Annotated in this window: 21 protein-coding genes; 7 read left to right on the top strand and 14 right to left on the bottom strand. The window is 71.4% G+C overall.

Annotation, left to right across the window (positions count from 1 at the left end):
- Position 1 precedes the first annotated feature (1 nt).
- Together FHS87_RS07540 and FHS87_RS07535 are read left to right on the top strand one after the other, a co-directional pair.
- Positions 2-3,091, top strand: a complete 3,090-nt coding sequence (locus tag FHS87_RS07540; RefSeq protein ID WP_184515729.1) for an efflux RND transporter permease subunit — start codon at positions 2-4, stop codon at positions 3,089-3,091.
- A 64-nt stretch (positions 3,092-3,155) separates the two neighbouring features.
- Positions 3,156-3,914, top strand: coding sequence for a hypothetical protein (locus tag FHS87_RS07535; RefSeq protein ID WP_184515726.1), 759 nt, complete (start codon positions 3,156-3,158; stop codon positions 3,912-3,914).
- A gap of 27 nt (positions 3,915-3,941) precedes the next feature.
- Here the strand turns inward: FHS87_RS07535 and smpB are convergent, their stop codons facing one another.
- Positions 3,942-4,427 (bottom strand): SsrA-binding protein SmpB, encoded by a 486-nt coding sequence (gene smpB, locus FHS87_RS07530; protein ID WP_184515722.1) that lies wholly within the window; start codon positions 4,425-4,427, stop codon positions 3,942-3,944.
- A gap of 4 nt (positions 4,428-4,431) precedes the next feature.
- Complete coding sequence (dapA, locus tag FHS87_RS07525) at positions 4,432-5,310, bottom strand: 4-hydroxy-tetrahydrodipicolinate synthase (RefSeq protein WP_184515719.1); 879 nt, start codon at positions 5,308-5,310, stop codon at positions 4,432-4,434.
- Positions 5,311-5,569: 259 nt separating this feature from the next.
- On the opposite strand from dapA, the gene FHS87_RS07520 reads away from it, so the two are divergent.
- The 5 genes from FHS87_RS07520 to FHS87_RS07500 all read left to right on the top strand — a co-directional run bounded on the left by FHS87_RS07520 (position 5,570) and on the right by FHS87_RS07500 (position 10,081).
- Positions 5,570-7,576, top strand: a complete 2,007-nt coding sequence (locus FHS87_RS07520; RefSeq protein WP_184515716.1) for a lytic transglycosylase domain-containing protein — start codon at positions 5,570-5,572, stop codon at positions 7,574-7,576.
- A complete protein-coding gene (locus FHS87_RS07515) occupies positions 7,576-8,418 on the top strand; it encodes an alpha/beta fold hydrolase (protein WP_184515713.1) in 843 nt (280 codons plus the stop codon). Before FHS87_RS07520 ends, FHS87_RS07515 begins: the two co-directional genes overlap by 1 nt.
- The gene (locus tag FHS87_RS07510) at positions 8,415-8,861 is read left to right on the top strand and encodes a phosphatidylglycerophosphatase A family protein (RefSeq protein ID WP_246418187.1); all 447 of its coding nucleotides are present in this window, start codon (positions 8,415-8,417) and stop codon (positions 8,859-8,861) included. The genes FHS87_RS07515 and FHS87_RS07510 overlap by 4 nt, the downstream gene beginning before the upstream one ends.
- Positions 8,858-9,343: a CinA family protein gene (locus FHS87_RS07505; protein WP_184515710.1), complete on the top strand. Its 486-nt coding sequence runs from the start codon at positions 8,858-8,860 to the stop codon at positions 9,341-9,343. Before FHS87_RS07510 ends, FHS87_RS07505 begins: the two co-directional genes overlap by 4 nt.
- A 210-nt stretch (positions 9,344-9,553) precedes the next feature.
- Positions 9,554-10,081: a GNAT family N-acetyltransferase gene (locus FHS87_RS07500; protein WP_184515707.1), complete on the top strand. Its 528-nt coding sequence runs from the start codon at positions 9,554-9,556 to the stop codon at positions 10,079-10,081.
- Here the strand turns inward: FHS87_RS07500 and FHS87_RS07495 are convergent.
- The 12 genes from FHS87_RS07495 to wrbA all read right to left on the bottom strand — a co-directional run bounded on the left by FHS87_RS07495 (position 10,056) and on the right by wrbA (position 22,854).
- A complete protein-coding gene (locus tag FHS87_RS07495; protein WP_184515704.1) occupies positions 10,056-11,120 on the bottom strand; it encodes a threonine aldolase family protein in 1,065 nt (354 codons plus the stop codon). The genes FHS87_RS07500 and FHS87_RS07495 overlap by 26 nt on opposite strands.
- A gap of 81 nt (positions 11,121-11,201) precedes the next feature.
- Entirely contained in the window at positions 11,202-11,681 is a 480-nt protein-coding gene (locus tag FHS87_RS07490; protein ID WP_184515699.1) for a type II toxin-antitoxin system RatA family toxin, read from the bottom strand.
- A 13-nt stretch (positions 11,682-11,694) separates the two neighbouring features.
- Entirely contained in the window at positions 11,695-12,774 is a 1,080-nt protein-coding gene (gene lipA / locus FHS87_RS07485) for a lipoyl synthase (RefSeq protein WP_246418170.1), read from the bottom strand.
- Positions 12,775-12,845: 71 nt separating this feature from the next.
- Complete coding sequence (gene lpdA / locus FHS87_RS07480) at positions 12,846-14,240, bottom strand: dihydrolipoyl dehydrogenase (protein WP_184515696.1); 1,395 nt, start codon at positions 14,238-14,240, stop codon at positions 12,846-12,848.
- Between the two features lie 15 nt (positions 14,241-14,255).
- Entirely contained in the window at positions 14,256-14,759 is a 504-nt protein-coding gene (locus FHS87_RS07475) for a GNAT family N-acetyltransferase (protein WP_184515693.1), read from the bottom strand.
- Positions 14,756-16,156, bottom strand: coding sequence for a hypothetical protein (locus tag FHS87_RS07470; protein ID WP_184515690.1), 1,401 nt, complete (start codon positions 16,154-16,156; stop codon positions 14,756-14,758). The genes FHS87_RS07475 and FHS87_RS07470 overlap by 4 nt, the downstream gene beginning before the upstream one ends.
- 31 nt (positions 16,157-16,187) lie before the next feature.
- On the bottom strand, positions 16,188-17,570 hold the full coding sequence (locus tag FHS87_RS07465; protein ID WP_184515688.1) for a pyruvate dehydrogenase complex dihydrolipoamide acetyltransferase: 1,383 nt from the start codon (positions 17,568-17,570) through the stop codon (positions 16,188-16,190).
- Positions 17,571-17,582: 12 nt separating this feature from the next.
- Positions 17,583-19,037 (bottom strand): pyruvate dehydrogenase complex E1 component subunit beta, encoded by a 1,455-nt coding sequence (locus FHS87_RS07460; protein ID WP_184515684.1) that lies wholly within the window; start codon positions 19,035-19,037, stop codon positions 17,583-17,585.
- 1 nt (position 19,038) lies between these two features.
- Positions 19,039-20,061, bottom strand: a complete 1,023-nt coding sequence (gene pdhA, locus FHS87_RS07455; RefSeq protein WP_376766425.1) for a pyruvate dehydrogenase (acetyl-transferring) E1 component subunit alpha — start codon at positions 20,059-20,061, stop codon at positions 19,039-19,041.
- Between the two features lie 314 nt (positions 20,062-20,375).
- Positions 20,376-20,705: an FtsB family cell division protein gene (locus FHS87_RS23675; RefSeq protein ID WP_246418165.1), complete on the bottom strand. Its 330-nt coding sequence runs from the start codon at positions 20,703-20,705 to the stop codon at positions 20,376-20,378.
- A gap of 163 nt (positions 20,706-20,868) precedes the next feature.
- Positions 20,869-22,152: a phosphopyruvate hydratase gene (gene eno, locus FHS87_RS07445; protein WP_184515676.1), complete on the bottom strand. Its 1,284-nt coding sequence runs from the start codon at positions 22,150-22,152 to the stop codon at positions 20,869-20,871.
- Between the two features lie 99 nt (positions 22,153-22,251).
- Entirely contained in the window at positions 22,252-22,854 is a 603-nt protein-coding gene (wrbA, locus tag FHS87_RS07440; RefSeq protein ID WP_184515674.1) for an NAD(P)H:quinone oxidoreductase, read from the bottom strand.
- Positions 22,855-22,983 lie beyond the last annotated feature (129 nt).

Here is a 22,983-nt window from a genome sequence, read left to right as displayed (position 1 = left end):
CATGAGCATTTCGGGCCCCTTCATCGCCCGGCCCATCGCCACCTCCCTCCTGGCGATCGGCATCGCGCTGTTCGGGCTGGTGGCGATGTTCCGCCTGCCCGTGGCCTCCATGCCGCGGGTGGACATCCCCACCATCGTCGTCATCGCCAACCAGCCCGGCGCCAGCCCGGAGACGATGGCGAGCACGGTCGCGGCCCCGCTGGAGCGGCGCATCGGCACCATCCCGGGGGTGACGGAGATGACCTCCGTCTCCTCCCTCGGGAGCACGCGGGTCATCATCCAGTTCGACCTTGCCCGCACGCAGCGCGAGGCGGCGCAGGACGTGCAGGCGGCGGTGAACGGCGCGCGGCAGGACCTTCCCTCCGGCCTGCCCAACCCGCCGACCATCCGCAAGATCAACCCGGCCGACGCGCCGATCATGATCCTGGCGATGACCTCGGAGACGCTGGCGGGCCCGGCCGTCTACGACATCGCGGACAGCCTCGTCGCCCAGCGCCTGGCCCAGGTGCCCGGCGTGGCCCAGGTCGAGGTGAGCGGCGGCGATCAGCCAGCCGTGCGCGTGGCCGTCGATCCCTCCGCCGCGGCGGCGGCCGGCATCTCGATGGAGGGGGTCCGCCTCGCCATCACCCGCTCCAACGTCACCCAGGCCACCGGCTTCATCGAGGGGCCGGAGCAGTCGGCCGCCATCCGCACCAACGACCGCATCGACAGTGCCGACGCCTATCGCGAGATCGTGGTGAAGGCGCAGGGCGGCGCCATCGTCCGGCTGGCCGACATCGCGCGGGTGGAGGACGGCACGCGCAGCCGGCGGCAGGCCGGCTGGTTCAACGGCCGCCCCGCCATCCTGCTGATGATCCGCAAGCAGGCCGACGCCAACATCATCGAGGTGCTGGACGGCATCCGAGCCATGATCCCCCAGGTGGAATCCTGGGTGCCGGCCGGCGTGCGGCTCGACGTGCTGAGCGATCGCTCCACCACCATCCGCGCCTCGGTAGAGGAGGTGCGGCTGACGCTGGCGCTGACGATCGGGCTGGTGGTGGGCGTCGTCGCCGTCTTCCTCAGGAGCTGGGCGCCCATCCTCGCCGCCAGCGCCTCCGTGCCGCTCTCCCTTCTCGGCACGGTCGGCGTGATGTGGTGGATCGGCTACTCCTTCAACAACCTCTCCCTCATGGCGCTGACCATCTGCGTCGGCTTCGTCGTGGACGACGCCATCGTCATGATCGAGAACATGGCCCGCCACCGCGAGCGCGGACTGCCGCCGCTCCAGGCGGCGCTGGCCGGGGCGCGGGAGATCGGCTTCACCGTCCTCTCCATCACCGTCTCGCTGATCGCGGTCTTCATCCCGCTGCTCGCCATGGGCGGCATCATCGGGCGCATCTTCCGCGAGTTCTCCGTCACCCTCGCCGTCGCGGTCGGCATCTCCGGCGTGGTGTCCCTCACCCTCACGCCCATGATGGCGGCCTGGCTGGAGCGCGACGGCCCGCCACGCCCGCCCGGCCTCCTGGCCCGCGGCTTCGAGGGCGCGCTGGGCGCGACGACGCGCGGCTATCTCCGCAGCCTCGCCTTCCTACTGCGCTTCCGCTGGCTGATGCTGCTGGCGACCTTCGGGCTGATGGGGCTGACCGTGTGGCTCTACATCGTCATCCCCAAGGGGTTCCTGCCGGCGCAGGACACGGGACTTCTCCAGGGCATGACCCAGGCCGCGCCCGACACTTCCTTCGCCACGATGGAGACGCTCCAGCGGCGCGCGGTGGAGACGATCGCGGCGGATCCGGCGGTGGAATCCGTCGCCGCCACGGTCGGCAGCAGCGGCGGCGCGGGCGCCTCCAACCGCGGCTTCATCTACATTACCCTCAAGCCGCGGGAGGAACGCGGGATCTCGGCCGATGCGGTGATCGCGCGGCTGCGCGCCCCGCTCGGCCGGATCGCGGGGGCAGGCGTTTTTCTCTGGGCGAACGAGGACATCCGCATCGGCGGGCGGCAGGACAGCGGCCGCTTCTCCTACGTGCTGCTCGGAAGCGACATCGAGGAGCTGCGTGAGTGGACGCAGACCATGGTCCAGGCCCTGCGCAACGTGCCCGGCATCAACGACGTGACGAGCGACCAGGACCGCGCCGGCCTCGTCACGCGGGTGGAGGTGGACCGCGCCGCCGCCGCGCGCCTGGGCGTCGAGCAGTCCGAGATCAACGCAACGCTGAACAACGCCTTCTCCCAGCGCCAGGTCTCGACGATCTACCGCTCCCGCAACCAGTACCGCGTCGTGCTGGAGATCGACCCCGCGCTGCAGCAGGGCCCGCCCGACCTCTCCCGCATCTTCCTGCCCGGCGCGGGGACCACGCAGGTGCCGCTCTCGGCCGTCGCGCGCGTGGTGGCGGCCTCGGCGCCGCTGGCCGTGACGCATCAGGGCGGCTTCCCCGCCGCCGCCATCTCCTTCAACCCCGACGAGGCGCTGAGCGTGGAGGAGGTGCGCGAGCGGATCGAGGAGGTGCAGCGCCAGGTGCGGCTGCCGGCCAGCATCCGCCCGCAATTCGGCGGCAACGCGGCAGCCGCGCAGTCCTTCGCCCGGGACATGCCCTTCCTGATCCTCGGCGCCTTCCTCGCGATCTACGTCACGCTCGGCGTGCTCTACGAGAGCTTCATCCACCCCATCACGATCATCTCCACCCTGCCCACCGCGGGGCTCGGCGCGCTGCTGGCCCTGCTGGCCACGAGCACGCCGCTGACGGTGATCGCGCTGATCGGCGTGATCCTGCTGCTGGGAATCGTGAAGAAGAACGCGATCATGATGGTGGACTTCGCGCTGGAGCACGAGCGGGAGAAGGGTGGGAGCAGCGAGGAGGCGATCCTAGCCGCCTGCCGCGAGCGCTTCCGCCCGATCCTGATGACGACCCTGGCCGCCCTGCTCGGCGCCGTGCCGCTGGCGCTGGGCACGGGCACGGGATCGGAGCTCCGGGCGCCGCTCGGCATTGCGATCATCGGCGGTCTGGTCGTCTCCCAGCTTCTGACGCTCTACACCACGCCGGTCGTCTATCTCGCCCTGGACCGGCTGCGGCGCCGGGAGCCGCGCGCCCTGGCGCAGCCGGCCGAGTAGCGCCGGGGCTTGCGGGCGCGCGCGATCCGGCGCCCCCTTCACGCCGCAACCGGGGAGAAGCGCATTGGATCCGATCAGGGCTGCGGCCGGGCTTCTCGCCGCGGCGCGCGACGGGGACGCCCTTCCCGGCCTTCCCCAGGCGCTACGCCCCACCACCCTCGATGCGGCCGAGGCGATCCAGCACGCCACCTTCGCCGCGCTGGGCGAGATGATCGGCGGCTGGAAGCTCGGGCGCCAGCTCGGCCAGGTCTTCTCCGCCCCTATCCCGGCATCCCGCATCCTCGCCGATCCCGGCGAGGCGCCCGTGCCCATGCCCGCCGCGCGCTTCATCGAGCTGGAGGTGGCGCTCCGCTTCCACGGCGAGGTCGCGCCCGCCGCCGCCGCGGCGCTGCGTCCGGAGGACCTGCCCGGCCTCGCCCGGCTGTCCGCCCTGTTCGAGCTGGTGCAGCCGCGCTTCGAGCCCTCGGCGGAGCCGGGCCCGCTGGACCGGATCGCCGAATGCGTCGGCAATCACGGCGCGGCGCTGCGAGAGAGCCCCTTGCCCTGGTCGTTCGAGGAACTGGACGCGCCGCCGCCCGTGCGGCTGATGCAGGACGGGAAGGTGATCGTGGAGCGCGACGGCCCGCATGTCGCCACCCCCGTCCGGCCGCTCTTCGAGGCCTGGATCGCGCGGCTCGGCCGGGAGGGGCGCGGCATCGCGGCGGGGGAGGTCGTCACCTTCGGCAGCCTCACCGGCATGCCGCCGGTCCCGCCGGAGGGCGCGCGCTACCGCGGCGAGATCGGCGGGATGGAGCCGCTCCTTCTCACCATCGCGCCGGCCTGAGCGGAGCTCAACCGGGGTGAGCGGGACTCACCCGCGGTCGCGCATCACCCGGGCCTTGTCGCGCTTCCAGTCGCGCTCGGCGATGGCCTGGCGCTTGTCGGCCTTCGTCTTGCCCTCGGCCAGGCCAAGGGTGAGCTTGGCCACGCCGCGGTCGTTGAAGTGGATGTCGAGCGGCACGAGCGTCGCGCCCTCGCGCGAGATGGCGCCGGTGAGGGTCTCGGCCTGCTTGCGGTGGAGCAGCAGCTTGCGCGGCCGGCGCGGCTCGAACTTCGCCACCACCGATCCGGCCTGCCATTCCGGGATGTAGAGGTTGAAGATCCACATCTCGCCGTCGCGCTCGCCGGCCCAGGCCTCGGTCAGCGTGGCGCGGCCGGCGCGCAGGCTCTTCACCTCCGGCCCGACGAGGACGATGCCGGCCTCGTAGGTGTCGAGGATCTTGTAGTCGAAGCGCGCCTTGCGGTTCTGCGCGGCGATGCCGTGGCTGATCAGGGCCTTCTTGCGGGGCTCGGCCATGGCGTCAGTTCAGCAGCCCCGCGCCGGTCATGGCCGCGCGCACCCGGTCCTTCGATGACGCGGCGATCGGCGCCATGGGCAGGCGGCAGAACTCGCTGCCGCGGCCGAGCAGGCTGGCCGCGTACTTCACCGGGCCAGGCGAGGTCTCGCAGAACATGGCGTCGTGCACGGGCACCAGGCGCTCCTGGATCGCCATCGCGTCCCCCACGCGCCCCTCGGCCCAGGCGTCGTGCATCTCGCGGCAGAGGCGCGGGGCGATGTTGGCCGTTACGCTGATGCAGCCCACCCCGCCGGCGGCGAGGAAGGAGAGCGCCGTGTGGTCCTCGCCCGAGAGCTGGCAGAAGTCGGGCCCGCAGGCGGCGCGGGTGTGGAGCGGGCGCGTCAGGTTGGCCGTCGCGTCCTTCACGCCCACGATGTTCGGGTGCTTCGCCAGCCGCGCCATCGTCTCGACGCTCATGTCGATCACGCTGCGGGGCGGGATGTTGTAGATGATGACGGGGATGTCGGCGGCGTCCGCCACCGCCTTGAAGTGCAGGTACATCCCCTCCTGCGTCGGCTTGTTGTAGTAGGGCGTCACCACCAGCACGCCGTCGGCCCCCGCCTTCTTCGCGTGCTTCGTGAGCGCCACCGCCTCTGCCGTGCTGTTCGACCCCGCGCCCGCGATCACCGGCACGCGCCCGCCCGCGGCCTCGATGCAGAGCTCGACGATGCGCGCGTGCTCCTCATGGGAGAGGGTCGGGCTCTCGCCGGTGGTGCCGACGGGGACGAGGCCCTGCGCGCCCTCCTCCACCTGCCAGGAGACGAAGTCCTGGAAGGCGCGCTCGTCCAGCGCCCCGTCGGGGGTCATGGGCGTGATGAGGGCGACGAGCGAACCCTTGAACATGGGGCGGCGGTTCCTGACAGCGGGGGGCGGATATGGGATGCCGGCGCGCCCTGCGCCAGCGCTTCCGGATTACGCGCCGCGACCTGCCGTCACAAGGGCGCCCGCGATCCGGCCCCTCACTCTGGCCCCCACTTCGGCACGGTGCCCCCGCGCCACGATCGGGCGCGATGATGGGCCGGCCGCTCGCAAACCCGTGTTCCGGCCCTTGCCAGCGCCGTGCCGCGGCGTGACTCTGCACCGCCACCGACCGAGCCCTCCCATGCCCCTGACGGCCCGCTCCCTCCGGCTCGCTACCCGCCTCACCCTGGTGCTGGGCCTGGCCGCGCCCCTGGCCGGGCCGCCTCTCGTCCCCCTCGCCAGCCCGGCCGCCGCCCAGCCCTGGGCGAGCGAGGCCGCTCGCGTCGCCGCCCGCACCGCGCTCGGCCTCGCCGGCTCGGGCCGCCACGCCGAGGCCGGTGCCGCCGCCGCCCAGGCGGACCCGCTGATGGGGAAGGTGGTCCTCTGGCTCCGGCTGCAGGCGCGCGGCGAGGCGGGCGGGGCGGAGCTGGCCGCCTGGATCGCCGCGAACCCCGACTGGCCCCTGCCCAACACCCTGCGCCTCCGGGCGGAGGAGGCCCTGGCCGCGGAGCCCGACGACGCACTCGTCCTCGGCCATTTCGCGCGCAACCCCGCCACCACCCTCGCCGGGGCGCAGCGCCATGCCGACGCCCTCTCGCGCAGCGGGGAGGGCGCGCGGGCGGCCTCCCTTCTCCGCGCCGCCTGGGCCGGGGGCTTCGGGGACGCCGCCGCCGAGCCCGGCTTCGCCGAGCGCAACGCCGCCATCCTGACCGCCGAGGACCGCTGGCGCCGCTTCGACCGCGCCTTCCTCGCCCGGGATCTCGGCGATGCCGCGCGCGCCGCCGCCTGGGTGGACCCTTCCCGCCGCGCGCTGGCCGATGCGCGGCTGGCCGTCGCGGGTGAGCGCGCCGAGCCCGTGACGGGCGGGGACGATCTCGGCATCCTCGCCGCGGGCGCCCGGCTGCTGCGCCGGGGCGAGCGCGACGCGGAGGCGGCCGCGCTCTGGGCCAGGGCGGCCCCGCTGCAGAAGGGCCTCCCGCCCGAGGCCGCGAAGGCGATCTGGGCGGAGCGGCAGGTCCTCGCGCGCAAGCTCATCCGGCTGAACCAGCCGGCGCTGGCCTATCAGGTCGCGGCGCAGCACGGGCAGGAGGAGGGCGAGGGAAAGCTGGAGGCGGAATTCCTGGCGGGCTGGATCGCTCTGCGCCGCCTGGACCAGCCCGACCTCGCCGCGCGCCACTTCTCCCTCCTCGGGGACAACAGCGCGAGCATCATCACCCGCGCCCGCGCCGCCTACTGGCAGGGGCGCGCGGCGGAGCGGACCGATCCGGCGCGCGCGAAGGCGCGCTACGGCGAGGCGGCGCTGCTCGGCACCGCCTTCTACGGCCAGCTCGGCGCCCTCGCCCTGGGGGAGGACGAGGCGCGCCTCGCCGCCCGCATCCGCGGCATCGCCCCACCGCAGCCGACGGAGGAGGCCGCGCGCCTCTTCGCCGGGCGCGAGCTGGTCGCGGCCGCCCTCGCCCTGGCCGACCTCGGCGACCACCGGCGCGCGCGCATGTTCCTCCTCCGCATGGAGGAGCTCTCGCCCGATCCGGCGGACCGCGTGCTCATCGCGCGGCTGGGCAATGCGCTTGGGCGCCCGGACCATGCCGTCTGGATCGCGCGCCGCGCCGGGGCTGATGGGGTGATGCTCCTGCCCGAGGGCTGGCCCACCCCCTACCCCACCCCCTCCGGCGTGCTGGAGCCCGCCCTGGTCAACGCCATCGCGCGGCAGGAGAGCAACTTCGATCCCGAGGCCGTCTCGGGGGCGAATGCGCGGGGGCTGATGCAACTCCTCCCCGCGACGGCCGCGGGGGTTGCGCGGCGGCTCGGCCTCCCTCACCAGCAGGGCTGGCTGACGACGGACCCCGCCCATAACCTGCGCCTGGGGTCGCAATATCTGGCCGACCAGCTCGGGCGCTTCGGGGGCAACCTCGCCCTGGCCGCGGCCGCTTACAACGCCGGGCCGGCGCGGGTGCAGGAATGGCTCGGCACCTATGGGACGCCCGGCGAGGGCGGCATGGACGTGATTGACTGGATCGAGCTGATTCCCTTCTCCGAGACGAGGAACTACGTGCAGCGCGTGGTGGAGAACGTGGTGGTCTACCGCGCGCGGGATGCCGCGACGGCGGGGCAGGCCCATCCCCTGAAGCCCTGGATGGCCGGGCCTTGATGCCCGTCAGCCGCCGCATCGCGGCGCGGGACGGACTGGCGCTGCACGCGCTGGAATGGGCGGGCGACGAGGCGCGCACGCCCCTGCTTCTTCTGCCCGGCATCTGCCGCACCGCCTGGGACTTCGCGCTGCTGGCCGAGCGCCATGCGGGCAAGCGCCGGGTCGTCGCGCTCGACTATATGGGCCATGGCGACAGCGCGCGCGCGCCGGACGTCTCGCGCTACCGGCCGGAGCGCGCGGCGGGGGACGTGCTGGACGCCTGCGCGGCGCTCCACCTGCCGCGCGCCGTGGTGGTCGGCACCTCCTTCGGCGGCATCATGGCGATGGTGCTCTCCATCCTCCGCCCGCGGCTGCTCCGCGCGGCCGTGCTGAACGACATCGGCCCGCGCATCGACCCCCGCGGCCTCGCGCTCGTGGGCGGCTTCGCCGGGCATGATCCGGGCTTTCCCGGCCTCGACGAGGCGGTGGCCTATCTCCGCACCGTCATGCCCCGCCTGCCGCTGCCGGACGAGGAGGCGTGGCACCGCTTCGCCGCCCTCACCTACAAGCCCGGCGCCGACGGGCTGCTGCACCCCCGCTGGGACACGCGCATCCAGCGGGCCATGGAGGCGGGCGGCGGCCCACCCGATCTCGGCCCCGCCTTCCGCGGGCTGCGCCCCATCCCCGCCATGCTCGTCTGGGGCGAGGCGAGCGAGTTCCTGGCGGCGGAGACGGTGCGGGAGATGGTGAGGGAGAAGCCGGACCTGGAGCTCGTCACCCTCCCCGGCGCCGGCCACGCGCCCACGCTGGAGGAGCCCGGGGTGGCCGCGCCGCTGGACCGCTTCCTGGACCGCATTCCTTGATCCATCCCACGGCGATGGCGGTGGCGAGCCTTCTCGGCATCGGGCGGCTGCGCCCGGCGCCCGGCACCTGGGCCTCGGCAGCCGTGCTGCCCCTTGCCCTGCTCGGCCCCTGGTGGTGCCTCGCGCTCGGCCTCCTCTTCTCCCTCCTCGGCATCTGGGCGGTATCGCGGCTGCCGGAGGCGCGGGAGGACCCGGGCTGGGTGGTGGCGGACGAGGCGGCGGGGCAGTGCCTCGCGCTCGCCGCCCTGCCTGCCGGGGCCTCGGCCCTCTGGGTGCTGGCGGGCTTCGCGCTGTTCCGCCTCCTCGATATCCTCAAGCCCGGTCCCGTCGGATGGGCGGACCGGATGGAGGGGAGCCTGGGCGTGATGCTGGACGACATCCTGGCCGGGCTGCTGGCCGGCGCGGCGCTCCTTCTGCTCCAGGCAGTCCTGGGGGCGGCATGACCACCGTTGATGCCGCTGCCCGGCTGCTCGACCTCCTCCGCGCCCGCGGCCTCACCATCGCCACGGCCGAATCCTGCACGGGCGGCCTCGTCTCCGCGGCGCTCACCGCGGTTCCCGGCTGCTCCGACGTCGTCCTCGGCGGGATCGTGACCTATTCCAACGGGATGAAGGCCTCGCTGCTCGGCGTGCCGGAAGAGGTGCTGCGCCGGGTCGGCGCGGTGTCGGAGGACTGCGCGCGGGAGATGGCCACCGGCCTCCTGCGGGCGACGGGCGCGGGGCTCGGCATCTCCGTCACCGGGATCGCCGGGCCGGGTGGAGGGAGCGCGGAGAAGCCCGTGGGGCTCGTCTATATCGGTGTCTCCCGCCCCGGAGGCGAGACAACCGTGCGGCGCAACCTGTTCTCCGGCGACCGGGCGGCGATTCGGGCCGCGACCGTCGATGCCTCGCTCGCCCTGGCGACCGAGGCGCTGCTTACCGGCTGACCCTGGCCGCCTGAACCGAAATCACACAATCGTCCACTTATCTCGCACTCGTTGCATAGTTCTTACTGACAACGCGGAATGGTCGTGTTTCGCTGATCCATCACGCGCCACGCGCGAGCCGCGCTGGATGCTGTTGGAGGATTGCATGATCGAAGGTGACCGGTCCGGCACGCGGTGCGGGGACGTGGCCCGTTCCTGGAGCTGCGCCGCATGATGCCGACCGTCCGGGCCGCCCGGCCGAGCGATGCTCGGGGCCTGGCCACGCTCCTCATGGAGATGCAGGCGCATTACGGCGCCCCCGTGCCCGAGGCGGAGGCGGTGGAAGCCGCCATCCTCCTCTGCTCCCTCCCCGCCGAGGGCTTCAACCCGCGGACGCTCCTCGCCTTCGACGAGGATACCGCCACCGGCTCCTGCGTCCTGAACGTGATGCTTCCGGCCGCCGAGCTGCGGCGCTCCCTGTACATCAGGGATCTCTTCGTCTCCGGCCGGGCCCGCCGCCGGGGAACAGGGCGTGCCCTGGTGCAGGGCGCCGTGCGCCTCGCGCGCGAGGGAGGCTTCTGCGCCCTGGACTGGACGACGGACTCGCTCAACCTGCCGGCGCGCCGCCTCTATGACAGCATGGGCGGCCGCGTCGTCGGGCGGACCTATTACCGCATCGACCGCGGTGCGATGGCCTCGGCCCTTGAGCAGCCCGCCCTCGCCCAGCCCAGCCTCATGGCCGCAGTAGCCGGCGAATAGCGTCCAGCGTCTCCGGGATCATGGAGGCGGAGACGTCGAGATGGGTGCAGGCGCGCAGGCGCCCACCCAGGGCGCTGACGGCGATGCCCTCGGCCCTGAGCGCGGCCTGCAGCGCCTCGGCCCCCACCCCCGCCCCGGCCGGATCGAAGTAGACGAGGTTGGTGTCGGGCTCCTCGACGCCGATCCCCTCGATCTGCCGCAGCCCGGCCGCGAGGGCGCGGGCATTCGCGTGGTCCTCCGCCAGCCGGTCGATGTGGTGGTCCAGCGCGTAGAGGCAGGCCGCGGCGCAGATCCCGGCCTGGCGCATGGAGCCGCCGAGCCGCTGCTTCCAGCGCCAGGCGCGGCCAATGAACTCCTCGGACCCTGCCAGCACCGCGCCGAGCGGCGCGCCCAGGCCCTTGGTGAAATCGAGCCAGACGGTGTCGAAGCCCGCGCACATCTCGGTCGCCGGCACGGCGGCGGCGACGCAGGCATTCATCAGCCGCGCCCCGTCCATATGGGTGGCCCAGCCCTGCTCGCGCGCGATGCCGCAGAGCTCGTTGAGCTGATTCACGGGCCAGACGGCCCCACCACCGATATTCGCGGTCTGCTCGATCTCGAGCAGGGTCTGCGGCGGGGAGTAGCGGCCGCGGCCGCGGATGGCGCCGCGCAGGGTGGCCGCGTCGAACATGCCGCGCTCGCCGCGAAGCGGATGGATCTGCACGCCCGCGATCGCCGCGTGGCTCCCGCCCTCGCTGGAGAGGATATGCGCGCTCTCATGCGCCAGCACCTCGTCGCCCGGGCGGCAATGGGTGTTGATGGCGACGACGTTGCACATCGTGCCGGAGGGCAGGAACATCGCCGCCTCCTTGCCCAGCAGCGCCGCCATGCGGTCGCAGAGGAGATGCACGGTCGGGTCGTCGCCGTGCTGCTCGTCCCCGACCTCGGCCGCCATCATCGCGGCCTTCATCGCCTCGGTCGGGCGGGTCTGGGTGTCGGAGTATAGATTGATGCGGATCGGCGGCGCGCCGGGGGCGGGGCGCTCGGGGGCGTGGACCATGGGGAACCTCTCGCGGCGACTGCCGGTGCTTCTGCCAGCAGCAGCGGCCCGCGGCCAGAGGCGGCCGGCCGGGAGGCTCGGTCAGCCCGGGCCGGGATTCGGCCGCGCGGTGAGCTTCGCGCCCGGCCTGTCCCGCCCGTAAAGCGCCATTGCCCGCCGCTCGAAGGCGCGCACCATCAGCCGCACGGCCTCGTTGAACACGGTGCCGATCACCGCCTGTAGCAGGCGCGAGCGGAACTCGAAGTCCACGAAGAACCTCACCTCCGACCCGCCCGGCACCGCCGTGAAGTTCCAGTGGTTGTTCAGGTAGCGGAAGGGGCCGGTGAGGTACTCGACATGCACGTGCTCCGGCCGCTCCAGCGTCACGCGGCTGCGAAAGGTCTCGCGGAACATCTTGAAGCCGATGGTCAGGTCCGCGATGAGCTCGCCCTCCGTGCGGGAGACCACCTGGGCGCCGACGCACCAGGGCAGGAACTCCGGGTAGCGCCTGACATCGGCCACCAGGTCGAACATCTGCTCCGGCGTGTAGGGGAGACGCTTCGTCTCCGCATGCGTCGGCATTCCCGGGACTTCCTCAGGCAGCCGTTGCGGGGACGCGGCCGAGCGTGGCGTCGCGGGCCGCGCGCAGCTCCGCGAAATCGCGGTCCGCATGGTAGGAGGAGCGGGTGAGCGGCGTGGCCGAGACGAGCAGGAAGCCCTTGGCGCGGGCCATGCGGGCGTAGTCCTCGAACTCCGCGGGCTCGACGAAGCGGTCCACCGCCGCGTGCTTCACCGAGGGCTGGAGGTACTGCCCGATGGTCAGGAAGTCGATCTCGGCCGAGCGCATGTCGTCCATCACCTGAAGCACCTCGCCCCGCGCCTCGCCCAGCCCGACCATCACGCCGGACTTGGTGAAGATGCCGGGGTCCAGCCGCTTCACCTCGTCGAGCAGACGCAGCGAGTGGAAGTAACGCGCGCCGGGCCGGATCGTCGGGTAGAGGCGGGGCACGGTCTCCAGATTGTGGTTGAACACGTCCGGCCGCGCGGCGACCACCACCTCCAGGGCGCCGTCCTTGCGGAGGAAGTCCGGTGTCAGGATCTCAATCGTGGTCTCCGGCGCGGCGGCGCGGATGGCGGCGATGGTGCGCGCGAAGTGCTCGGCGCCGCCGTCCCGGAGATCGTCCCGGTCCACCGAGGTGATGACGACGTGCCGCAGGCCCAGCGCCGCCACGGCGTCGCCCACGCGGCGCGGCTCGTCGGTGTCCAGGCCTTTCGGCATGCCGGTGGTGATGTTGCAGAAGGAGCAGGCGCGCGTGCAGATCTCGCCCATGATCATCATGGTCGCGTGGCGCTGGGACCAGCACTCCCCGATGTTGGGGCAGGCCGCCTCCTCGCAGACGGTGACGAGTTTGTTCTCCCGCATGAGGTTGCGGGTCTCGTGATAGATCGGGTGGGTCGGGGCCTTCACCCGGATCCAGTCCGGCTTGCGCTTGATCGGGTTGTCCGGCCGGTTCGCCTTCTCCGGATGGCGAAGCGGGGCGGCGGCCGTGCTGGGCACGATCCGCGCGATCGCGGCCGGCAGCGCGGGGGAAGCACTGTCCGTCGCGGGCAGGGCCGCCGGGCCGGAGCCCTGCGCGCCGCCGGCGCGGTGATCCACCAGGATGCGGGTGGCCATGCGGTCAGTCCTCGGCCGCGCCCCCGGCCCGGGGGCGGAGGCGCGGCGATGGGGGTGGAAGCGGTCTGGGCCTAGATGTGGATCACCCGGCCGTATGCATCAAGAACGGCCTCGTGCATCGCCTCGGAGACGGTCGGGTGCGGGAAGACCGTGTGCATCAGCTCGGCCTCGGTGGTCTCGAGCGTCCGGGCCACGGTGTAGCCCTGGATCATCTCCGTCACCTCCGGCCCGACCATATGGGCGCCCAGCAGCTCCCCGGTCTTCGCGTCGAACACGGTCTTGATCATCCCCTCCGGCTCGCCGAGCGCGATGGCCTTGCCGTTGCCGATGAAGGGGAAGCGCCCGACGCGCACCTCGTGCCCGGCCTCCTTCGCCTTCGCCTCCGTCAGCCCGACGCTCGCCACCTGCGGGCGGCAATAGGTGCAGCCCGGGATGTTCATGGCATCGAGCGGGTGCGGGTGCATCCCGGCGATGCCCTCGACGCAGATGATCGCCTCGTGGCTGGCCTTGTGGGCGAGCCAGGGAGCGCCGGCCACGTCGCCGATCGCGTAGAGGCCGGGCTCGCCGGTGCGGCACAGCTCGTCGGTGACAATGTGGGTGCGCTCCACCTTCACCTTCGTGCCCTCAAGGCCGAGATCCTCGACATTGCCGACGATGCCGACTGCCGAGATGAGCCGGTCGGCCGTGATCGTCTGCTGCTTCCCGCCCGCCTCGACGCTGACCGTGACGGAGTCGGACGTCTTGGTGATCTGGCCGAGCTTCGCGCCGGTCAGGACATTCATCTTCTGCTTCGTGAACGACTTCTGCACGAAGGCGCTGATCTCCGCGTCCTCCACGGGCAGGATGCGGTCCATCACCTCGATCAGCGTGACCTGGGCGCCCATGTTGAGGAAGAAGCTAGCGAACTCGCTGCCGATCGCGCCCGAGCCGATGACGATGAGCGACTTCGGCATGGTGTCCGGCACCAGCGCCTCGCGGTAGGACCAGACGAGCTTCCCGTCCGGCTCCAGCCCGGGCAGCACGCGCGCGCGGGCGCCGGTGGCGAGGATGATGTTCTTGGCCTGAAGGTCGGCGACCGGCTTGCCGTCCTTCGTGACGGAGAGCCTGCCGGGCCCGGCGAGCTTGGCCGTGCCATCGACCACCGTGACCTTGTTCTTCTTCATCAGCCCCTTCACGCCCGCCGAGAGCTGGCCGGCAACGGCGCGGGAGCGCTTCACCACCTTCTGGAAGTCGAAGCGGATGTTGTCGGCGGCGAAGCCATAGGCATCCAGCGTGTGCAGGAGATGGTTGATCTCGCTCGCCCGCAGCAGCGCCTTGGTCGGGATGCAGCCCCAGTTGAGGCAGATGCCGCCGAGATTCTCGCGCTCGACCAGCGCGACCTTCATCTTCAGCTGCGCGGCGCGAATGGCCGCCACATAGCCGCCGGGCCCGCCGCCCACCACCACGAGATCGTATTGATCGGCCATGCCGGCCTCCCTTCCTTATTCGGCCAAGCGACGGAGCGCGTCGCCGCTCACCCGTCGCCCGCGCCAGTCATCCAGCGCCGCCGCGCCCAGCCCCTCGTAGAAGCGGATCGCGGGCTCGTTCCAGTCCAGCACCTGCCAGTCCAGCCGCGCCCAGCCCCGCTCCAGCGCCAGCCGGGCGAGGTGGCGGAAGAAGGCGCGGCCGATGCCGAGGCCTCGATGACGGGGCTCGACATAGACATCCTCCAGATGGATGCCCGGCCGACCGGTGAAGGTGCTGACATTGTTGTACCACAGCGCGCCACCCACCACGCGCCCCTCGCGCTCGGCGAGGACGGCGTGGAGCAGCGGCGCCGGGCCGAAGAGGAGACGGCCGAAATCCTCCTCCGTCGCCACGGCCGCATGGCCGAGCCGCTCGTACTCCGCGAGTTCCCGCACGATGCGCAGGATCTCCGGCAGATCTGCCGGTTCCGCGTCCCGCAGGGTGAAGGCCGCTCCTGCGATGCCCTGCCCCACCGTCATGCCCGCCTCCCCCCTTCGGCCGCGACGCCCAGCGCCGGCCAGCGGCGCGAGGCGAGCGAGGCGATCGCCAGGGAAGCGGCGGTCGAGAGGCCGAAAATCAGGGCCAGGTTGTAGCGGTCCTGGTTCACCGAGGCGCCCGCATGGACCGCGAGCATGATCCAGGCGGGCGCGGCATAGACGAGCAGCGGGGTGAGCCGCCCCGCCCGCCGCGCGGCGGCGATCCCCAGCGGCAGCAGGAGGATCATCGCGAAGCCCCAATAGCGCCCGACCCAGAGGCCGCGCCAGGCGAGCGAGAGGGTCGATCCCACATAGGCCACCGGCTTCCCGAGCACCTCCTCGCGCAAGAGGACGGGCAGCGCCGCATCCACCCCGCCGGGCGCTTCCAGTGCCGCATGGCGACGGCGCTGGCCGATGTCGTAAAGGCTGCCGGGCCGGTCCCAATCCAGCCGCGCCGCTGCTTCAGGCCCGAAGAGCCGCGCGGTGAGCGCGTCCCCGAAATCCGGAAGCCAGTAGAGGAAGGACAGGCCGAACTCGCGCGGCGTCATCCCGTTATAGGCCATCCGCTCGATCAGTACGGCAGGACCGTAGCCCGCGGTGAGCGCGAAGCGCCCGAGCACCAGCTCGTTCCGGACAGCCCAGGGCAGCAGCGCCGCGGCGAGACCGAGCCCGAAGAGCGCGCCTGTCATCAGGCGCCGCGGCGCGAAGAGAAGCAGTGCCGCAAGGGCGAACGGCGCGAGCACGATATGGCTGGGCCGGGTGAGGATCAGCAGGCCCAGTGCCGCACCGCCCGCCAGCGCCGCCCAGCGCCTTGTCCCCTCGAATGCCACAAGGAAGAGAAGGGTGGCGGCTGAGAAGAGAAAGAGGGCGAGGCTCTCCGTCATCGCGAGGTTTAAGAGCTTGGCATAGCCGAGCGCGGCCGCGAGCCCGAGAGCCGTCGCCAGCACGGCCACGGCAGGACGTCCGGTGACGCGCAGGGCGGCGAGCAGGAGTAGCGCTAGCGCCCCCGCGACGAGCGCGTCATTCACCCAGCCGACCAGCCCGCGATAGGCCGGGCAGCGCGCGGCGGCGTCGTCCGAGGGCAGGTGCCGCACAGCGCAACCCGCCGCCTCCCGCAGCGCGGGATCGAGCCTCATCAGCCCGGCAAGCAGCACGGGGTAGCCGGGGCCGAGGAACATGCCGGGCGGCGGGGGCTCGGTGGAACTGTCCACCCGGTCGAAGAAGCCGTCGGAGAAGGTGCCCCAGCGCACCAGGTCCCAGGCGGTCGCCACGTAGAACTTCTGGTCGAAATGGGCGAGGTCGCGCGGCGGAACCCGCGACCCCGCGGCGAGCAGCGCAGCGAAGCAGACCAGGAAGGCGAGCGCGGCCGCGAGCGCGCCGTGCCGCCCGCGCCCCGCCACTCTCACCACCCCGCGCCGCCCGCCGCGCCCCTCACAGCATGAGGCTCAGCGGGTCCTCGACGATCGACTTGAAGGTGGAAACCCACTCCGCCGCCAGCGCGCCGTCGATCACGCGGTGATCGACCGAGAGCGTCACGGTCATCACCGTGGCCACCGCGAGCTGCCCGTCCTTCACCACCGGCCGCTTCTCGCCCGCCGAGACGGCGAGGATGCCGGCCTGGGGCGGGTTGATGATGGCCGAGAACTGCTTCACCCCGAACATGCCCATGTTCGAGATGGAGAAGCCGCCGCCCTGGAACTCCTCGGGCTTCAGCTTGCCGGACTTCGCGCGGGCGGCGAGGTCCTTCATCTCGTTGGAGATGGTCGCCAGGCCCTTCTGGTCGGCGCGGCGGATAATGGGCGTGATCAGGCCGTCGGGGATGGAAACGGCGATGCTGATATCCACGTCGTCGTAGATGATCGTCGCGTCGTCGGTCCAGGTCGCGTTGGTCTGGGGCAGCTTGCGCAGCGTGGCCGCCGTCGCCTTGATGACGAGGTCGTTCACCGAGAGCTTGTAGGCGTTCGGTCCGTCCTTGGGCGAGCGCGCGTTCAGGTCCGCGCGCAGCTTCATCAGCGCGTCCAGCTCCACGTCGATCGAGACGTAGAAGTGCGGGACGGTCTGCTTGCTCTCCGACAGGCGGCGGGCAATGACCTTGCGCATGGAGGAATGCGGCACGGCCTTGTGCGGCGCCGTGATCACGGGCGCGGCGGGCTTGGGCGCGGGAGCCGGCGCGGCGGGTGCCGGGGCGGGCGCTGCGGCCTGCGGGGCGGGCTGCGCGGCGGCCGGCTTCGGCGCGGCCTGGGCCGCCTCGATGTCCGACTTCACGACGCGCCCGTTCGGGCCGGAGCCCTTCACCGAGGCGAGGTCGATCCCGGCCTGCTCCGCCATGCGGCGCGCGAGCGGGGAGGCGAAGACGCGCCCCCCCTGCCCGGCCGGCGCGGCAGACGGCGCCGGGGCGGGGTTGCCGCCCGTGGGCGCGGGCGGGGTGATCGGCTGCTCGGCCGCGCCCGCGACCTTGCCGCCCGCGGCCTGCACGCCTTCCATCGCAACGCTGCCGGAAGGGGACGGAGCCGGCCCTGCCTCGCCGGCCGTGCCGCCGGCGGCGGAGGTACCGCCGGAGGGGACGGCCTCGCCCTCCTCCACCATCACACCGATGGGCTGGTTGACCTTCACCCCCTCGGTGCCGTCGGGCACGAGGATCTTGCCGAGGATGCCTTCATCCACGGCCTCGAACTCCATCGTCGCCTTGTCGGTCTCGATCTCGGCGATCACGTCGCCGGACTTGACCGTGTCGCCCTCCTTCTTGAGCCAGCGGGCGAGCGTCCCCTCCGTCATCGTCGGAGAGAGGGCGGGCATCAGGATATTGGTGGCCATGTGCCGCGCCCCTTACTTGTAGGTCACTTTGCGCGCCGCCTCGACCACCTGCGCCACCGTCGGCAGCGCCAGCTTCTCGAGATTGGCGGCGTAAGGCATCGGCACGTCGGCGCCGGCCACGCGGGCGGGGGGCGCGTCGAGATAGTCGAAGGCGCCCTCGATCACCTGCATCGCGACCTCGCTGCCGATATTGGCGAAGGCCCAGCCCTCCTCCACCGTCACGAGCCGGTTCGTCTTGCGGACGGAGTCCAGCACGGTGTCGATGTCGAGCGGGCGGATGCTGCGGAGATTGATCACCTCCGCCTCGATCCCCGCCTTGGCCAGCTCCTCCGCCGCCTGCATCGCCAGCCCCACCATGATGGAGTAGGCGACGATGGTGACGTGCGAGCCCTGGCGCTCCACCTTCGCCTTGCCGATGGGGAGGATGAAGTCCTCATCCACCGGGCACTCGAAGGTCTGGCCGTAGAGGATCTCGTTCTCGAGGAAGACGATCGGGTTCGGGTCGCGGATGGCGGCGCGGAGCAGGCCTTTCGCATCCGCCGCGGACCAGGGTGCGATCACCTTCAGCCCGGGGACATGCGCGTACCAGGAGGTGTAGTCCTGGCTGTGCTGCGCCGCCACGCGGGCGGCGGCGCCGTTCGGACCGCGGAAGACGATGGGGCAGCCGAGCTGGCCGCCCGACATATAGAGCGTCTTCGCCGCCGAGTTGATGATGTGGTCGATGGCCTGCATCGAGAAGTTGAAGGTCATGAACTCGACGATCGGCTTCAGCCCGGTCAGCGCCGCGCCGACGGCCATGCCGGTGAAGCCGTACTCCGTGATCGGCATGTCGAGCACGCGCTTCGGGCCGAACTCGTCGAGCAGCCCCTGCGAGATCTTGTAGGCGCCCTGGTACTGGGCGACCTCCTCGCCCATCAGGAACACGTCCTTGTCGGCGCGCATCTCCAGCGCCATCGCGTCGCGCAGCGCCTCGCGCACGGTGGTGGGCTTGGTCGGGCCCCAGTCCTTCTCGGGCTGGGCGGTGGACTTCGCCTCGGCCGCCACCCCCTCGCGCCGCTCGGCGCCGCGAGCGGAGACCTGGCCGTAATCCTCGGCGGTCTTCGCAACCTGGGCGACCTCGCCACCGTGCTGCGTGGCATTCGATTCCGGGCCCTGCGGGGCGGCGGGCTTGCTGCCCTGCTCCGCCACGGGCGTCGCGGTGTTGCCGGCCGGCGCCGCGCTGCCGTCGCCGCCGTCCAGCTCCGCGATGGCGGAGTTCACCTGCACGCCCTCGGTGCCCTCGGGGACGAGGATCTTCGTGATCTTGCCCTCGTCCACGGCCTCCACCTCCATGGTGGCCTTGTCGGTCTCGATCTCGGCGAGCACGTCGCCGGACTTCACCTCGTCGCCTTCCTTCTTCAGCCAGCGGCTGAGCTTGCCCTCGGTCATCGTCGGCGAAAGGGCGGGCATCAGGATCGTCGCGCCCATCTCAGCGGCTCTCCACCAGAACATCGGTCCAGAGTTCGGATTCGTCGGGCTCGGGGCTGGACTGGGCGAACTCCGCCGCGTCCTGCACGATGGCCTTCACCTCGTCGTCCACTGCCTTCAGGTCGGCCTCGCTCGTGCCGCCCTCCAGCAGCAGCTTGCGCACGGTCTCGATGCAGTCGCTCTGCTCGCGCATCTTCTGCACCTCCTCGCGCGTGCGGTACTTCGCGGGGTCGGACATGGAGTGGCCGCGGTAGCGGTAGGTCTGCATCTCCAGTAGGTAGGGCCCCTTGCCCTCGCGGCAGTGGGCCACCGCGCGCTCGCCGGCCGCCTTCACCGCCAGCACGTCCATGCCGTTCACCTGCTCGCCCGGAATGCCCCAGGGCGCGCCGTTCTTCGACAGGTCCTTCGAGGCCGAGGCGCGCTCGACGGAGGTGCCCATGCCGTAGCGGTTGTTCTCGATGATGAAGATGCAGGGCAGCTTCAGCAGCGCGGCGAGGTTGAAGCTCTCATAGACCTGACCCTGGTTCGACGCGCCCTCGCCGAAATAGGCGAGCGCCACCTTGCCGTCCTCGCGGTACCAGTTCGCGAAAGCAAGGCCGATGCCGAGCGAGACCTGCGCGCCCACGATGCCGTGGCCGCCGTAGAAGCCCTTCTCGCGGGAGAACATGTGCATGCTCCCGCCCTTGCCCTTGGAGTAGCCGCCGATGCGGCCGGTCAGCTCCGCCATCACACCGCGGGCCTCCATGCCGGTCGCCAGCATATGGCCGTGGTCACGGTAGGAGGTGATGACCTCGTCGCCGTCCTGCAGCGTCATCTGCATGCCGACGACGACGGCTTCCTGGCCGATATAGAGGTGGCAGAAGCCGCCGATCAGCCCCATGCCGTAGAGTTGGCCCGCCTTCTCCTCGAAGCGGCGGATGAGCAGCATCTCGCGATAGGCCTTGCCCAGGATGTCCTGGTTGTGGCCGGGCTGGGCCGGCGAGTCGTTGCCGCGTCCGTTGCGGCGCTTCGCCGCATTGTCCATCCCAAGCGCCATCGGGGGGTGCTCCTGCGTTCCAGCCGGCCGGGAGGCCGCCCTTTCCGGGCAGATACGGTCGCCGCTCCCGATCAGCAAGCTACAAGACTCACCTAAGTCATTGATGTTGCGGTGCAACAGAACGATTAACCGCTTTCTGGTTAAGCACCTTGGCCGCGAGGAATCCCGCGCTTCGGCAACCGGAGGGCTGTCCGGACCGGCTAAGCCCGACCTCCTGGCCACCGACACGCGGCGATACGAACAAAAGAAAACAGCGCGCCGGAGTTCCGGCGCGCCGCGAATATCCCGAAGAGAACCGGCCCTCAGAAGAGCCGGCGGTTCGGCGGATAAGGCACGATGATCTCGTCCCGCGACACCACGTTCAGCAGCGCGCGGGCGCGTTCCTCCAGCATATCGCGGTCAAGGTGCTCGGCGCGCAGCCCGGCCACCTTGCGCTCCATGCTGTCCCGCTCCGCCTCGGCTTCGGCGAGGACGATGCGCGCAGCGGCGATCTCCGCGTTGCGGGCCTCGCGCGCCAGAATGCCGCGCGTGCCGTGCATTGCGTGATGCGCGAAGTATCCGCACAGCGCGAAGAAAATTACTGGAAGCACCAAGGCCTGCGCCCGGCGCTTCACCCCCTTAAAGAAAGCCAACTGCCCCTCCCCCGAAGAGCTTAGGCCGATCGGAATGATCCCCTGCCCCCGAGTAAAATCGGCGTGCCTCGAAAGCGCAAGCCGTCTCAGAGGGATAGCGCAGAAATAGCTGTGGACGTTGCACCGAAGCCGCGCCGGAATCGCTCCAGCGCGGCGGCCGGTCCTAGCGCCCGCGTGGCAGCACGCTCCGGCCCGCATAGCGCCCGGCCGGGCCGAGGCCCTGCTCGATGCGGATGAGCTGATTGTACTTGGCCAGGCGGTCGGAACGGGAGAGGGAGCCCGTCTTGATCTGCCCGCAGTTCGTGGCCACGGCGAGGTCGGCGATGGTCGCGTCCTCCGATTCGCCGGAGCGGTGCGACATCACGGCTTTGTAGCCGGCGCGGTGCGCGGTCTCGACCGCCTCCAGCGTCTCGGTCAGCGTGCCGATCTGGTTCACCTTCACCAGGATGGCGTTGCCCACCCCGGCTTCGATGCCCTGGCGCAGCCGCTCCGGGTTGGTCACGAACAGGTCGTCGCCCACGAGGTTGACGGTCTTGCCCAGCCGCTCGGTCAGGAGCTTCCACCCCTCCCAGTCGTCCTCGGAGCAGCCGTCTTCGATGGAGACGATGGGGTACTTGCCGCAGAGGCCGGCGAGGTAGTCCACCATCCCCGCCGCATCCAGCTTCTTCCCCTCGCCCTCCATGTCGTAGGTGCCGTTCTTGAAGAACTCGGTGGAGGCGCAGTCGAGGGCGAACATGATGTCCTCGCCCACGCGGTGCCCGGCCGCCTCGCAGGCCTGGGAGATGAAGTCCAGCGCCTCCTCGGCGCTCTTCAGGTTCGGCGCGAAGCCGCCCTCGTCGCCGACATTCGTCGCGTGGCCGGCGTCGTGCAGCTTCTTCTTCAGCGCCTGGAACACCTCGGAGCCGATCCGCACGGCGTCCGACATCGTGCCGGCGGCCACCGGCATGATCATGAATTCCTGGATGTCGATCGGGTTGTCCGCGTGCTGGCCGCCATTAATGATGTTCATCATCGGCACCGGCAGGGTGCGGGCGAAGGTGCCGCCGACATAGCGATAGAGGGGCAGGCCGTAATGCTCGGCCGCCGCCTTCGCATTGGCGAGCGAGACGGCGAGGAGAGCGTTCGCCCCCAGCCGGCCCTTGTTGGGGGTGCCGTCCAGCTCGATCATCGTCTCGTCGATCTTCACCTGATCGGTCGAGTCGAGGCCGGACAGGGCGTCGAAGATCTCGCCCTCGACATTGGCCACCGCCTTGCGGACGCCCTTGCCGCCGTAGCGGGATTTGTCGCCGTCCCGCAGCTCCACGGCCTCATGCGCGCCGGTGGAGGCACCGGAGGGGACGATGGCGCGGCCGAGGGCGCCGCTGTCCAGCACAACCTCCACCTCCACCGTCGGATTGCCGCGGCTGTCCAGGACCTCGCGGGCGATGATGTCGGCGATGGCGCTCATTCGGTGCTCTCTCCCGGCTCCGTCCCCTGAATCGGGACGGAAGTCGGATAGGCCCGGGAGGGTTGGCAGGCAAGGGAGCCCCCCTGCCCGCCCCGCCGCTCAGGCCGCGAGCTTGGCCGCGATCCGCGCCACGTGCTCGCCCTGGAACCGGGCGGCGCCGAGGTCGTCCTCCGTCGGCTTCAGGCTGCCGTCGCCGCCCGCCACGGTGCTCGCGCCATAGGGCGTGCCGCCCTGCACCTTCGTCACGTCCTGCAGGGGCCCGTAGGAGTAGGGCAGACCGACGATCACCATACCGAGGTGGTAGAGCACGTTGTTGGTGGCGAGGATCGTGCTCTCCTGCCCGCCATGGAGGCTGGCGGTGGAGGTGAAGCAGGACCCGACCTTCCCGTTGAAAGCCCCGCGCGCCCAGAGCCCGCCGGTCTGGTCGAGGAAGTTCTTCATCTGCGACGCCATGTTCCCGTAGCGGGTCGGGGTGCCGATGATGATGGCGTCGTAGTCCGGCAGCTCGTTCACCACGGCCACCGGGGCCGCCTGGTCCAGCTTGTAGTGAGAGTTCCGGGCGACTTCCTCGGGCACCAGCTCGGGCACGCGCTTCACATCCGCGGTCACGCCGGGGACGGCGCGGGCGCCCTCGGCCACCGCATGCGCCATCGCTTCGATATGGCCGTAGCTGGAGTAATAGAGGACGAGAACCCTTGCCATCGCCACGCATCCCTTCATCTGCCGCCCGCCGCAGCGGCGGGCCGTGCCCGGCAGTTATGGTCGTGCCGGGCCGGCGGACAACGCGCGGGGGGAATGACGGTTATTCACGGAGCGAGGGTGACAATCCCG

Origin of the sequence: Muricoccus pecuniae, from assembly GCF_014199205.1 — a bacterium.
Lineage (GTDB): Bacteria > Pseudomonadota > Alphaproteobacteria > Acetobacterales > Acetobacteraceae > Roseomonas > Roseomonas pecuniae.
The sequence above is the reverse complement of the archived record's forward strand: the minus strand, read 5'-3'. Positions and strand labels throughout refer to the sequence as shown.